Annotated in this window: 11 protein-coding genes; 8 read left to right on the top strand and 3 right to left on the bottom strand. The window is 71.9% G+C overall.

The window, feature by feature from the left end:
- Positions 1-23 precede the first annotated feature (23 nt).
- Positions 24-1,538 carry a long-chain-fatty-acid--CoA ligase gene (locus tag ACQPXB_RS17320; RefSeq protein WP_432853228.1) on the bottom strand — a complete coding sequence of 505 codons (1,515 nt, stop codon included), beginning with the start codon at positions 1,536-1,538 and terminating at the stop codon, positions 24-26.
- Positions 1,539-1,691: 153 nt separating this feature from the next.
- Between ACQPXB_RS17320 and ACQPXB_RS17315 the strand changes: the two genes are divergently transcribed.
- The 7 genes from ACQPXB_RS17315 to ACQPXB_RS17285 all read left to right on the top strand — a co-directional run bounded on the left by ACQPXB_RS17315 (position 1,692) and on the right by ACQPXB_RS17285 (position 9,858).
- Positions 1,692-2,141 carry a MarR family winged helix-turn-helix transcriptional regulator gene (locus ACQPXB_RS17315; RefSeq protein WP_432853225.1) on the top strand — a complete coding sequence of 150 codons (450 nt, stop codon included), beginning with the start codon at positions 1,692-1,694 and terminating at the stop codon, positions 2,139-2,141.
- Positions 2,138-5,977, top strand: coding sequence for an ABC transporter ATP-binding protein (locus ACQPXB_RS17310; RefSeq protein ID WP_432853222.1), 3,840 nt, complete (start codon positions 2,138-2,140; stop codon positions 5,975-5,977). Before ACQPXB_RS17315 ends, ACQPXB_RS17310 begins: the two co-directional genes overlap by 4 nt.
- 186 nt (positions 5,978-6,163) lie before the next feature.
- Entirely contained in the window at positions 6,164-6,682 is a 519-nt protein-coding gene (locus ACQPXB_RS17305; protein WP_386953235.1) for a lytic polysaccharide monooxygenase auxiliary activity family 9 protein, read from the top strand.
- Positions 6,683-6,890: 208 nt separating this feature from the next.
- Positions 6,891-8,000: a glycoside hydrolase family 64 protein gene (locus ACQPXB_RS17300; protein ID WP_432853219.1), complete on the top strand. Its 1,110-nt coding sequence runs from the start codon at positions 6,891-6,893 to the stop codon at positions 7,998-8,000.
- 74 nt (positions 8,001-8,074) lie between these two features.
- Entirely contained in the window at positions 8,075-8,965 is an 891-nt protein-coding gene (locus tag ACQPXB_RS17295; RefSeq protein WP_432853216.1) for a sulfurtransferase, read from the top strand.
- Between the two features lie 11 nt (positions 8,966-8,976).
- Positions 8,977-9,273, top strand: a complete 297-nt coding sequence (locus ACQPXB_RS17290) for a putative quinol monooxygenase (RefSeq protein WP_386953229.1) — start codon at positions 8,977-8,979, stop codon at positions 9,271-9,273.
- Positions 9,274-9,858: a TetR/AcrR family transcriptional regulator gene (locus ACQPXB_RS17285; protein ID WP_386953226.1), complete on the top strand. Its 585-nt coding sequence runs from the start codon at positions 9,274-9,276 to the stop codon at positions 9,856-9,858.
- Here the strand turns inward: ACQPXB_RS17285 and ACQPXB_RS17280 are convergent.
- Together ACQPXB_RS17280 and ACQPXB_RS17275 are read right to left on the bottom strand one after the other, a co-directional pair.
- Positions 9,848-10,975 carry a mandelate racemase/muconate lactonizing enzyme family protein gene (locus ACQPXB_RS17280; protein WP_386953223.1) on the bottom strand — a complete coding sequence of 376 codons (1,128 nt, stop codon included), beginning with the start codon at positions 10,973-10,975 and terminating at the stop codon, positions 9,848-9,850. The genes ACQPXB_RS17285 and ACQPXB_RS17280 overlap by 11 nt on opposite strands.
- Complete coding sequence (locus tag ACQPXB_RS17275; protein ID WP_432853212.1) at positions 10,972-11,721, bottom strand: creatininase family protein; 750 nt, start codon at positions 11,719-11,721, stop codon at positions 10,972-10,974. The genes ACQPXB_RS17280 and ACQPXB_RS17275 overlap by 4 nt, the downstream gene beginning before the upstream one ends.
- Before the next feature lie 41 nt (positions 11,722-11,762).
- Here ACQPXB_RS17275 and ACQPXB_RS17270 point away from each other — a divergent pair, with 41 nt between their 5' ends.
- Complete coding sequence (locus tag ACQPXB_RS17270; RefSeq protein ID WP_366586780.1) at positions 11,763-12,701, top strand: ROK family protein; 939 nt, start codon at positions 11,763-11,765, stop codon at positions 12,699-12,701.
- The last annotated feature ends 12 nt before the right edge of the window (positions 12,702-12,713 follow it).

Raw genomic sequence — 12,713 nt, 5'->3', positions numbered from 1 at the left:
GGCCGGCTGGCCACAGTGGACGGTCACTGCCCTCGCAACGGCAGCTTCGTGATCTTCCCCGTCGGCCCCTTCGGCAGCTCGTCCACGATCCGCACCCGCCGCGGGTACTTGTAGGCGGCGATCCGCTCCTTCGCCCACGCCACGATCTCCTCCGGCTCCGCCGAAGCACCCGGCTTCAACGAGACCACCGCGACGATCTCCTCCCCCAGCCGCTCGTCCGGCTCCCCGATCACCGCGGCCTTCGCGACGGCCGGGTGCCGGTAGAGGAGCTCCTCCACCTCACGCGGGTACACGTTGTACCCGCCGCGGATCACGAGGTCCTTCTTGCGGTCCACGACGAACACGAACCCGTCCTCGTCGACGTAACCCAGATCCCCGGTGTGGAACCACCCGCCCCGGAAGGCTTCGGCGGTTTCGGCGGGCCGCTTGTAGTAGCCCTTCGTGATGTTGTGCCCGCGCAGCACGATCTCGCCCACGTGGTCCGCGCCGGCGGGCAGCGGGCGGTCCTGCGCGTCGACGATGCGCAGCTGCACACCCGAGATCGGCTTGCCGATGGAGAGCACCTTGCGGTTCGCGGCACCGGGGTTCACCGTGGTCGTCGACGCGGACTCGGACAGCCCGTAGCCCTCCAGCACGGGGATGCCGTACTTCTCCTCGAACGCCCGCAGCACCTGCTCGGGGATCGCGGCGCCGCCGGAGCTGCCGATGCGCAGGCTGCTCGTGTCGTACGCGGAGCTGTCGGCGACGGCCAGCGCGTGGTACATCGTGGGCACGCCGGCCATGATCGTCACGCGGTCGCGCTCGATGGCCGCCAGCACCGCCTTCGGCTCGAACCGCCGGACCACCGACACCGTGCGCCCGTGCCGGGCGGCGGAGTTGAGGATGCTGGACAGGCCGTAGACGTGGAAGAACGGCAGCACCGCGAGCACCACGTCCTCGGGTTCCGTGCCGAAGGTCTGGCCGCCGATCGTGCAGGTCATGTACAGCGAGAAATGCGACAGCTCGGCGCCTTTCGGACGCCCGGTGGTGCCACTCGTGTACAGCAGCACGGCGGTGTCGTCGGCCGCGCCCGGGTACAGGTCGCCGTCGTCCTCGGCATCGAGCAGCTCGGCGAACTCGACCGCACCGGCGGGCCACCCGTCCAGACCACCCACGACGACCGCGGCCACCTCCGGCACCTCGGCGAGCGCCTTCGCCACCTCACCGGCCAGCGCCGTGTCGGCGATGAGCAGCCGCGCGTCGGAGTCGGCCAGGTGGTAGGCGATCTCGTCGGCCTTGAGCAGCGGGTTCAGCGGCACCATGGTGAGCCCGGCCTTGAGGATCCCGAAGTACGCGAACACGAACTCGGGCACGTTGGCCAGCTGCACGGCGATCTTGTCGCCGGGCGCGAAACCCCGCGCGCGCAACGCCGTCGCGACGCGGCCGGAGGTCTCGTCCACCGCGGCGTAAGAGTGGATTCCACCCGGAAAGCGGAGAAAGTCCTTTTCCGGCTGGGCGAGCGCGGACTCGTGCAAGATCGTGGCCAGGTTGAAGCTCACGCTACCTCCGAACCTCGTTCTGCCCGCGGACACCGCGAACAGGAAACTTCGTTGTCGACCCAGTCCGGTCAAGGCCAGGCTACCGAATCCTGTTCGGTTCACCGAGACCCACTAGTTCGACGATCGAACAAACTGGGGTTTACAGTCGGGATCATGCCGTCCTCCGGAGAATCCCGCGAGCAGACCGCGACGAGCGCCGTGCGGGCCCTGGCCCGCCTCTCGCGGCTGCTCGAGCGCTCGTCGGGAGAGCTGAACCTCGCCCACTACCGCGTGCTGTCCGCCATCGCCTCGGGCGACGAGCGCGCCTCCCGCGTGGCCCGGCGGCTCGCGCTCGGCCGTCCGGCGATCAGCGCCGCGGTCGACGCGCTCACGAAACGCGGCCTCGTGGTCCGCGGCGACGTCGACGCCGACCACCGCGCCACCGCGCTTTCCCTGACCCCGGAAGGCGAACGGCTGCTCGCCGCCACCGAGGCCGAGATGATCAAGGGACTCCTCGCGCTGGTCGCCCGCACACCCGACGGCGACGTGGTGCTCGAGTCGCTGGGCCGGCTCGGTGACGCGATCGACGAGGTCATGGCGGAGTGGATGGCCGGAAACCGGTGAGCGAACCCGAAGAGAAGTCCCGCTGGTTGCGCCGCCTCGGCGGCTACGTCCTGCGCCACCGCCGTGAGCTGCTGATCGCCTTCGGCGCCGCGGTGCTCGGCAGCGCCTGCCAGACCGTGGTGCCGCTGCTGGAACGCCAGATCGTCGACGGGGTGATCCTCAGCCGCTCGGCGTCGCTGTGGCCGTGGCTGATCGCGCTGCTCGTGCTCGCCGCGGCCGCGTTCGTGTTCGCCTACCAGCGGCGCTACCGCGGCGGCCGGGTCGCGCTGGCCGTGCAGTACGACCTGCGCAACGACATCCAGGCCCACCTGCAGCGCATGGACTTCGCGAACCTCGACCGCATGCCCACGGGTCAGCTCGTTTCGCGCGCGACGTCCGACTCGGCGCTCGTGCAGGGCCTGCTCAGCCTGCTGCCCATCATGAGCGGCAACATCCTGCTGGTCCTGCTCTCGCTCGGCGTGATGCTGGTCCTGTCGCCGCTGCTCGCGCTCGTGAGCCTGGTCGTGGTGCCGCTGCTGCTCATGGTGTCCTACCGGATGCGCCGGCGGATCTTCCCCGCCACCTGGGCCGCGCAGCAGCGCGAGGGCGACGTGGTGCAGATCGTCGACGAGGACGTCAACGGCGTGCGCGTGGTCAAGGCGTTCGGCCAGGAGGGCCGGGAGCTCAACCGGCTGGCCGACACCGCCGGCGACCTCTACGGCATGCAGCTGCGGGCCGTGCGGCTGCAGTCGCGGTACCAGCCGCTGCTGCAGGCGATCCCGGCGCTCGGGCAGGTCGCGATCCTCGTGCTCGGCGGCTGGCTCGCGCTGCACCACGGCCTCAGCCTCGGCACGTTCCTTGCCTTCTCCACCTATGTCGGCCAGCTGATGGCCCCCGCGCGCCAGCTCGCCGGCGTGCTCGCGATCAGCCAGCAGGCCCGCGCGGGCGTCGAGCGGATCTTCCAGCTCATCGACCTGGAGCCCGCCATCGCCGACGCACCCGACGCCGTGGACCTGCCGACGGCCAAGGGCGAGATCAGGTTCGAGAACGTCCACTTCGGATACTCGCCCGACGCGCCGGTGCTGAAGGGTTTCGACCTGCACGTCGCCGCCGGCGAACGCGTGGCGCTGATCGGCCCGAGCGGCAGCGGCAAGACCACGGCGACCACGCTCGTGTCGCGCTTCCACGACCCGGAGTCCGGCGCCGTGCTGCTCGACGGGCACGACCTGCGCACGGTGCGGCTGCGCTCATTGCGCTCCCAGGTCGGCGTGGTGTTCGAGGAGAGTTTCCTGTTCTCCGACACCATTCGCGCCAACATCGCCTACGGAAAACCCGGCGCCACCGACGAGGAGATCCTCGCCGCCGCCGAGGTCGCCGAGGCCGACACCTTCATCCGCGCGCTGCCCCAGGGCTACGAGACCGTCGTCGGCGAACGCGGGCTGTCGCTTTCGGGCGGGCAGCGCCAGCGCGTGGCGCTGGCCCGCGCGATCCTCACCGACCCCCGGGTGCTCGTGCTCGACGACGCCACCAGCGCCGTCGACGCCAACACCGAGGAGTCGATCAACGCGTCGCTGCGCACGGTGCTGGCCGGGCGCACCACTCTGCTCGTCGCCCACCGGCGCTCGACGCTGCACCTGGCCGACCGTGTCGTGGTGCTCGACGGCGGGGTGGTCGCCGACCAGGGCACCCACGAGGAGCTGCTGGAGCGCAGCGCCCTCTACCGCACGCTGCTCACCGGGCTCGAGGAGGAAGCCGCCGAACGGGTCGGCGACCGCATCGAAGCCCTCACCGTGGCGGGCACCACCGCGTCCGCCTGGCGCGGGGAACGCAACGGGCACAACGGAAGCGGACAGAACGGCAACGGCCGGCGGTTCACCACCCGCGCCACCGGAGCGCCGGGCATCGGGGCCGGCCTCGGCGGCTCGGCCGGCGGCAGCGGCTGGCGCGCCGCGCTCCCGCCGACCCCGCAGCTGCTCGCCCGCGTCGACGAGCTGAAACCCGTGCGGGACTTCGCGAAGGTCGATCTCGCCAAGGAAACCCGCCAGGAGCGCGCGTTCTCCCTGCGCACGCTGCTGCGCGAGTTCCGCCGTCCGCTGCTGTTCGGGCTGCTGCTCGTGGTGATCGACGCCGTCGCGTCGGTGATCGGGCCGGTGTTCGTGAAGAGCGGCATCGACGACGGCGTGCTGCAAGGCTCGCAGGCCGTGCTCTTCGGTGCCGCCGGGCTGTTCCTGCTGATCACGCTCATCGCGTTCCTCGACGAGGTGGCGCAGACCTTCGTGACCGGCCGGACCGCGCAGCGCGTGATGCTGTCGCTGCGGATCCGGATCTGGGCGCAGCTTCAACGCCTTTCGCTCGACTACTACGAGCGCGAGATGGCCGGCCGGATCATGACCCGGATGACCACCGACGTCGACCAGTTCGAGTCGCTGATCCAGAACGGGCTGCTCTCGGCGCTGGTCGCGTTCGTGACCTTCGCCGGGGTCGGCGTGACGCTGGTCGTGGTCAACCCGCTGCTGGGCCTGTGCACGCTGTCGGTGGTGGTGCCGCTGGCCATCGGGACGGTGATCTTCCGCCGGCGCGCCGCGAAGCTGTACGACGTGGCGCGCGACCGCGTCGCGATCGTGAACGCCGACTTCCAGGAGAGCCTTTCGGGCGTGCGCGAGTCGCAGGCGTTCGCCCACGAGGACGAGACGATCCGCCGGTTCCGCCGGCTCGGGCGCGACTACCTCGACTCCCGTTACTCCGCGCAGCGGCTGGCCGCCACGTACTTCCCGTTCGTGCAGTTCCTCTCGGCGGGCGCCGACGCGATCGTGCTCGGGGTCGGCGCCGGGATGATCTACTCGGGCCGGCTCACGCCGGGTGCGCTGATCGCGTTCATCCTCTACATCGACCTGTTCTTCTCCCCCATCCAGCAGCTGTCGCAGGTGTTCGACTCGTGGCTGCAGACGCGCGTGTCGGTGAGCCGGATCTCCGACCTGATGCGGCTGGAGACGCTCACCCCGCCCGCCGTGCAGGCGATCGACCCCGGCCGGCTGCGCGGCGAGATCACCTTCGACGGCGTGCGCTTCGCGTACCCGTCGGCGCCGGCACTGGGCGCGGGCGAACGTCGCGGCCCGGCCGACCCGCGGCTGGTCGCGGGCTCGCAGGCCGTCACGAAGCCGCCGGAGGCGCTGCGCGAGGTCGACCTGACGATCGCGGCCGGCGAGACCGTGGCGCTGGTCGGCGAGACGGGAGCGGGCAAGTCGACTCTGGTCAAGCTGCTCGCGCGCTTCTACGACCCCGACACGGGCAGCGTCCGCGTCGACGGCCACGACCTGCGCTCGCTCGACCTCGCCGCCTACCGCCGCGCGCTCGGCTACGTGCCGCAGGAGGCGTTCCTGTTCACCGGCACCGTGCGCGACAACATCGCCTACGGCCGGGCCGACGCCACCGACGCCGAGGTGGAGGCGGCCGCACGGGCCGTCGGGGCGCACGAGTTCGTGGCCACGCTGCCCGGCGGCTACCTGCACGAGATCGCCGAACGCGGCCGGTCGCTCTCGGCCGGGCAGCGCCAGCTCCTCGCGCTTGCCCGCGCGCAGCTCGTGGACCCGGTGATCCTGCTGCTCGACGAGGCGACGTCGAACCTCGACCTCGCGGCCGAAGCCCACGTCGCCGAAGCCATGCGGACGCTGGCGGCCGGGCGCACGACCATCGTGATCGCCCACCGGCTGCAGACCGCGCAGTCGGCCGACCGCATCGTGGTGCTCGACCGCGGCCGCATCGCCGAGGCCGGCAGCCACGACGAGCTCCTCGCGCGCGGCGGCCGCTACGCCGGGATGTGGGAGGCGTTCGAGCTCCTGTCGGGACAGCGTTCGTAGCGATCCCCGGTTGGCCACTCACCAACTCGGCGCTTCACTTTGCCAGTTGTTGACCAAGGACGTTCTTCGGGGTTATGGTCTAGACCACAACGTCACCCTTCGCTCGCGCACCTCCCCGGCGGCCCGCCAGTGCGCTGTTTCGCCGTACCCGCGGCCGGGAAGCGAGCATTCCCCGAAGGAGCTGGTATGAAAGCGAACCGGAAGATCCTCGCCGGACTCGCGGGCGCGGTGCTCGCGCCGGTGCTCGTCCTGGTCAGCCCCGCCGGCATCGCGAGCGCCCACGGGTACGTGAACTCCCCCGCGAGCCGCCAGGCGCAGTGCGCGCAGGGCGTGGTCGACTGCGGTGAGATCAAGTACGAACCGCAGAGCGTGGAAGGGCCGAAGGGCCTGCACAGCTGCAACGGCGGGCTCGCGCAGTTCGCCGAGCTCAACGACGATTCCAAGCCGTGGCAGGCCGCTTCGGTCGGGAAGACGGTCACGTTCACGTGGACCTTCACCGCGCGCCACAGCACCTCCAGCTACGAGTACTTCATCGGCGACGAGAAGGTCGCGAGCTTCGACGGCCACAACCAGCAGCCGCCGGAAACCGTGACGCACCAGGTGGATCTGAGCGGCCACACCGGCCGCCAGACCGTGCTCGCCGTGTGGAACATCGCGGACACGGCCAACGCGTTCTACTCCTGCATCGACCTCCAGGTCGGCTGAGCGGGATCGCCTGCGCCCGACGAGAAGGCCGGCGCAGGCGATCCGTACCACCCGCGCCCGGGATTTCCCCGGCGTGTCCCCGTTTTCGCCGGCCCGCGGTCCGGAACGTGGTCGGCGTTCCCGTGAACCCCAGGAGGCGGTTTCCTTGATTTCCCGGCGAGCTTTCCTCGGCGCTTCCGCTGCGGCAGCCACGTTTCCCTTGTGGCGCATGGGACGCGCCTCCGCCGCGACGCCCGACACGGTGCAGGTCGCGTTCGACGACCGCTCCGGCGCCGGCGCAACCTACGCCTACATCACGGGAATCGCGCCGGACAACCGGCCCGTGATCCTCAAGGCCGACGGCACGCCGTACTACCCGCCCTCGCCTTCGGCGGACCAGACGCCACTCGCCGAGGACTGCGCCATCCCGGTGAAGTCACTGTCGCAGGTGAGCGTGCCGAAGATGGCGGGCGCGCGGATCTACGTGGTGACCGACGCGAAGCTCGACTTCTTCGTCAACCCCGGCCCCGCACTGGTGCACCCGAGCTTCGTGAACACCGCCGACCCGAACCACGGCCGGAACTGGTCGTTCTGCGAGTTCACCTTCAACGACGCCGTGCTGTTCGCCAACATCAGCTACGTCGACTTCGTCGCGATCCCGATGGGCCTGCACCTGAAGACGGCGGGTTCGGGCGACCAGACCGTGCCCGGGCTGCCCGCGGGCTCGCTCGACCCGATCTGCGCCGCGCTCAAGGCCCAGGGCGGGGCTTGGGCCGAGCTCGTGGACGCCGGGGCCGACGGCCGTCCGCTGCGCGCGTTGTCCGCGCAGCACCGCGCCGACCGCTTCACGGGGTACCTCGACGGCTACCTCGACTCAGTCTGGCAGAAGTACGCGGGCACCGACCTCACCGTCGACTCGCAGATCCCGGGCCTGGGCAAGTTCACCGGCCGCGTCGGCGGCGACGGCGTGCTCGCCTTCGCCAACGGCGAGCGCTTCACCAAACCGGTCACCGCCGACGTGTGGAGCTGCAGCAGCGGCCCGTTCGCCTTGAAGGACGGCGACAGCGACGCCCGCAAGGCCATCGTCCCCCGGCTGGCGGCCGCGCTGAACCGCACGACGCTGCTCGACAACCCGAATCAGCCCGACGGCGAGGACCCCGCGAAGTTCTACACCGCCGCCGAGACGAACCACTACGCCCGCATCGTCCACAGCCGCCTGCCGGACAACCGCGGCTACGCCTTCCCCTACGACGACGTCTCCCCCGGCCCGGACTTCAGCGGCGCCGTGCAAGCGGGTGACCCGGAGACGCTCACCATCACGATCAACGCGCTGCGCTGACGTCCCCGGAACTGTACTGTATGGTACAGACTGAAGGCGGGCACCGGACCCGCCGGAGGGACGGGCCCGAGCCGATGTCACGCACCGATTTCCTGGTCACCACCGAGTGGCTGGCCGCGCACCTGCACGATCCGGACGTCCGGATCGTCGACATCCGCGGCTCCGTGCCGCCGTTGCCCGGCGCGGGGACCCCGGCACCGCAGCCGGCCGGCCTCGGTTACGAGAGCTCGGCCGACGAGTACGCGGCCGGTCACGTGCCCGGCGCGGTGTTCCTCGACTGGACCCGCGACATCGTCGACCCGGACGACGCCGTGCCCGTGCAGGTGGCCACCGAGCGGCAGTTCGCCGACGCGATGGCGCGAGCCGGGATCGGCGACGAGCACCTCGTGGTCGCCTACGACACGCACCCGGCATCGACGTTCGCCACGCGCCTGTGGTGGGCGCTGCACTACTACGGCCACCAGCGCGTGGTCGTGCTCGACGGCGGTTTCACGAAGTGGCAGCAGGAGAACCGGGCCGTCGACACCGCCGTGCCGGAGCACCCGCGCGCGGTGTTCACCCCGCGTACCCGCCCCGAACTGCGGGCCACCGCCGAGGACGTGCTGGCCGCGCTGGACAAACCGGAGATCCAGCTCGTCGACGCCCGCGACCCCGGCCAGTACACCGGCGAGATCGCCCGCCCCGGCAACCGGCGCGGGCACATCCCCGGCGCCGTGAACGTGCCGCGCGAGGACCTCGTGGACCTCACCACCGGCACCTGGCGCTCCGCGGCCGAGCTGAAGGACCTCTTCACCGCGGCCGAACTCGACCCCGGCCGGCCGGTCGTGGCCTACTGCAACGGAGGTGTCGCGGCGTCGACCGTCCTCTTCGGACTCGCGGTCGCCGGTTACCCTCTCGGGACCAACTACGACGGCTCCTGGAACGAGTGGAGTGCCCGAGCCGATCTGCCCGTCGAAACCGCCTGAGGGAGGCAACCGTGGTCACCGAAGTCGCCACCCTCACCGCGTTGCCCGGCGGTGAGGACGAGCTGGGCCGGGCCATCGCAGCGGGCGTGCCCTACCTGCGGGCGCACCCGGACTGCCTGTCTGCGACCGTCAGCCGCTGCGTGGAGGAACCCGGCCGCTTCACCGTGGCGGTGGACTGGACGTCGGTCGAGGCGCACGAGCGGGGGTTCCGCGCCGGCCCGCTGTTCAAGCAGTGGATCGGCTCGATCGCGGGCAAGTTCGACCCCGCGACGCTCGACACCCGTCACTACGAGACCTACCCCGCGTAGATGCGCCCCGAACCCACCACGAGCCGCGGCCGCCGCACGCGCGAGAAGATCGTGACCTCGGCCGCGCGGCTGATGCACGAGCGCGGCATCGGCGGCACGCCGCTGGAGGACGTGCTCGCCGAGAGCGGCACCGGCAAGTCCCAGCTGTACCACTACTTCGGCGGCAAGCAGGACCTCGCCGTCGCCGTGCTGGAGCACCAGCTGGAACGGGTGCTGGCCGCGCAGCCGTCGCTGCACGACGAGGAGTGCACCGACCTGCGCCGCTGGCGAGACGAGGTGCTCGCCGCGGCCGGCGAGAGCGGCTACGGCAACTGCCCGCTCGGCGCCTTCGTCGGCCAGGTCGACGACGACGCCGAGCTGCGCACCACCCTCGCGCGGCTGTTCGACCGCTGGCAGGACGCCATCACCACGCTCGTCCGCCGTGCCCAGGCGGCGGGCGAGATCCCCGCGGACGTCTCCGCGGAGCATCTCGCCCTGACGCTGCTCACCGCCCAGCAGGGCGGCACGGCGCTGTCCCACCTGCACGGCTCGCCCGAGGCCCTGGCGCGCTCCCTCGACGACGTGCTCGCCCGCGTCAGCCGGTGAGGTCGCCTTCGGCGGCGTTCTTCGCCGCGTAGAAGGCCAGCTTGTCCTCGTCGACCTCCACGCCGAGTCCCGGGCCGGTCGGCACGCGCAGGCGGCCGGCTTCCAGGTGCAGCGGCTGCACGATGTCGTCGACGTGCAGGTAGTACATGCTGTCGATCGCGCGCGAGAGCACCGGCGTGCTGGCGACCACGGCGAGGTGCGCGGCCGTCGCGATGCCGAGCTCGCCGCCGCTGTGCAGGTTCATGCCGAGGCCGAACGTCTCGCAGTGCGCGGCGAGCGCCTTCGTCGCCGCGATGCCGCCCCACTTGTAGACGTCGCCGTGGATCACGTCCACCGCACCGAGGCGCACCGCCGGGGCGAACTCCTCGAAGCGCACCACGCACATGTTGGTGCACAACGGGATCCGCACCTTCGCGCGGACCTGGCTCATGCCTTCGATGCCCACGCACGGGTCTTCGAGGTATTCCAGGTCGAGCTCCTCGAGCGCCAGCCCCGCGCGGATCGAGTCGGGCACGGACCACGCGGCGTTCGGGTCCACGCGCAGCTGGACGTCCGGCAGCGCGCGGCGCAGCTCCCGCATGATCTCGACGTCGCCGAAGACGTCGGTGGTGCCCTTGAGCTTCACGGCCGTGAAGCCGCCCTCGGCCACCACCTTCGCCGCGTGCTCGGCGATCCCCTGCGCCAGCTCTCGGCCCTGCGCGCCGGGCGCGTCGGCGCGGGTCACCAGCGCGGTGATCGGCACCTCCTCGCGCACCGGGCCGCCGAGCAGGTCGGTCACGCGCTGCCCGGTGGCCTTGCCCATCACGTCCCAGCACGCGACGTCCAGCGCCGCCAGCGCCGCGTAGCCGAGGTAGCCGTGGAAGAACGGCACCATGTGGTGACGCCGGTGGAACGCCTCCAGCGCGAACGGGCTCTGCCCCACCAGCTCCTTGCCGAGCTGGCGCGTGAGCTCGGCGACCGGCCGGCCCCACATCGTCTCGCCCCAGCCCTCCACGCCGGTGTCGGTGCGCAGGCGCACGACCGTGCGCGTCTCGCCCGTCTTGGTCTCGAACGAGCTGGTGAACGGGTTGGTCAACGGCAGGTTCACGACCTGCACGTCGACGTCGGTGATCTTCATGCCTCCCCTTCGGTGTGGGCGTGTTCGCGGGTCGCTCCCGCGAAGGCGCGGATCGCGGCGGCCAGCGCCGCCACCCGCCGGTCGAGCAGGTCGGTGCCGCGGTCGGCGGTGGCCGCCGTGGCGTCGTCGGTGGAGCCGCCGACGCGGGCCCACTCGCCGTGGCGCTCGACCGTCAGCCCCGGGTAGGGCGGCCGGTCGAACAGCGGCGGCGGGGTCACGTCCGGCCTCGGTGCGGGTTCACGCACCAGGTCGGGTTTCGCGGCGAGCATCAGCGACGTCTCGAACAGCCCGGCGTGGCCGGGCGAAGCGGCTTCGCCGAGCGACCAGTACGAGCACGCGGCGAGCGCGACGTCGGCCTTCAGCGCGTACTGCTTCACGGCCAGGCGCATGATCTCGTCGTTGCCGCCGTGGCCGTTGACCACGAACACGCGCCGGAACCCGCTGCGCACGAGCGAGTCGAGCACGTCGGCGAGCACGGCCTGCAGCGTGGCGGCCGAGAGCGACACGGCCGCGGCGAACAGGTGGTGCGGGCTGTGGCCGAACGGCAGCGCGGGCAGCCGCACGACCTCCGGGTCGCCGCCGAGGCGGGCGAGCGCGCCGTCGACCACGGCTTCGGCGAGCATCGTGTCGGTGCCCATCGGCAGGTGGCCCGCGTGCTGCTCCTGCGAGCCGATCGGCAGCAGCGCGATGGCCGACGGCGCGGCCGCGCGCACCTCCCGCCAGGTCATCCGCGTCAGTTCGGGCATGTGGGCTCCCCTCGTCGGGCCGGGCGTGGCATCGTGACCGCATGAATTCCGGCGAACGGCCCGCGCTGCGGCTGGTCCCGGCCCCGGCCGCGGCTCCGGCGGCCGAAGCCGCGGCACCTCTGCTGGGTGCCGTCGAGCTGGTGCCCGGACGCGTGCGCGCCGCCTTGCTCGACCTGTCGGGCGCGGTGCTCTGGCAGGCCGAGGCCACCTACCCGCACGGCACGGCCGACCCCGGAGAGATCGACGCCGCGCTCGCCTCGGCGGTGCGGTTCCCCAGCCCGCCGGCCGGGGTCGGGATCGCCGCCGCGGGGCTGGTCGACGCGCCGGCGGGCGTGATCATCGAGGTCAACGAGGTGCCCGCCCTGCACGGCTACCCCGTCGCCGACGTCGTGACGCGGCTCGTGGGGGTCCCCGTGCACGTGGAGCACCGCGCCCGCGTGGAGGTGCTCGGCGACCGCTGGTTCGGCCCGGGCCGCGGCCGCACGACGTTCGCGTCCGTGTCGACCGGCGAGGTCCTCGGCGTCGGCATGCTCTACGACGGTGAGGTGCTCGCCCCGCCGGGCGGCCGCAGCGGCGCGCACATGACGGTGGCCGCCAGCGGCCTGCCCTGCACCTGCGGCGCGCGCGGCTGCTGGAAAACCGTCGCGACCACGTCGTGGCTGCGTGCCGAGGCCGAACGGCGGGGCCTGGCCGGGCGCAGCGTCCGCGAGCTGGCCGGCGACCCGCTGCTCGACGAGTACGCGGGCAACATCGCCCTCGGCCTGGTCAACATCCAGCAACTGTTCGCCCCTGGCCTGTTCATCCTGCACGGCGAAGCGTCCGAAGGCGGCGAAGCGTTCCGCGCCCGCATCGAGCACCGGCTGCGGGAGGACTCGTCGTGGGCCACCGGCGCGGAACCGCCGCAGGTGCTGGTCAACACCGGCCCGGCCGACGACATCGTGCTGCTCGGCGGCGCGGGCCTGGTGCTCTCGCGGCACTGAGCTCACGTCGGC

This window comes from Amycolatopsis sp. CA-161197, assembly GCF_050942255.1.
In the GTDB taxonomy this organism is placed as follows: Bacteria; Actinomycetota; Actinomycetes; order Mycobacteriales; family Pseudonocardiaceae; genus Amycolatopsis.
Note: the sequence above shows the minus strand (reverse complement) of the source record. Positions and strands in the feature narration are given on the sequence as shown.

Coding starts and splice junctions, on each gene's coding strand:
- ACQPXB_RS17315 (WP_432853225.1), top strand. CDS start 1,692: ATGCCGTCCTCCGGAGAATCCCGCGAGCAGACCGCGACGAGCGCCGTG.
- ACQPXB_RS17305 (WP_386953235.1), top strand. CDS start 6,164: ATGAAAGCGAACCGGAAGATCCTCGCCGGACTCGCGGGCGCGGTGCTC.
- ACQPXB_RS17300 (WP_432853219.1), top strand. CDS start 6,891: ATGGGACGCGCCTCCGCCGCGACGCCCGACACGGTGCAGGTCGCGTTC.
- ACQPXB_RS17295 (WP_432853216.1), top strand. CDS start 8,075: ATGTCACGCACCGATTTCCTGGTCACCACCGAGTGGCTGGCCGCGCAC.
- ACQPXB_RS17285 (WP_386953226.1), top strand. CDS start 9,274: ATGCGCCCCGAACCCACCACGAGCCGCGGCCGCCGCACGCGCGAGAAG.
- ACQPXB_RS17280 (WP_386953223.1), bottom strand. CDS start 10,975: ATGAAGATCACCGACGTCGACGTGCAGGTCGTGAACCTGCCGTTGACC.
- ACQPXB_RS17275 (WP_432853212.1), bottom strand. CDS start 11,721: ATGCCCGAACTGACGCGGATGACCTGGCGGGAGGTGCGCGCGGCCGCG.
- ACQPXB_RS17270 (WP_366586780.1), top strand. CDS start 11,763: ATGAATTCCGGCGAACGGCCCGCGCTGCGGCTGGTCCCGGCCCCGGCC.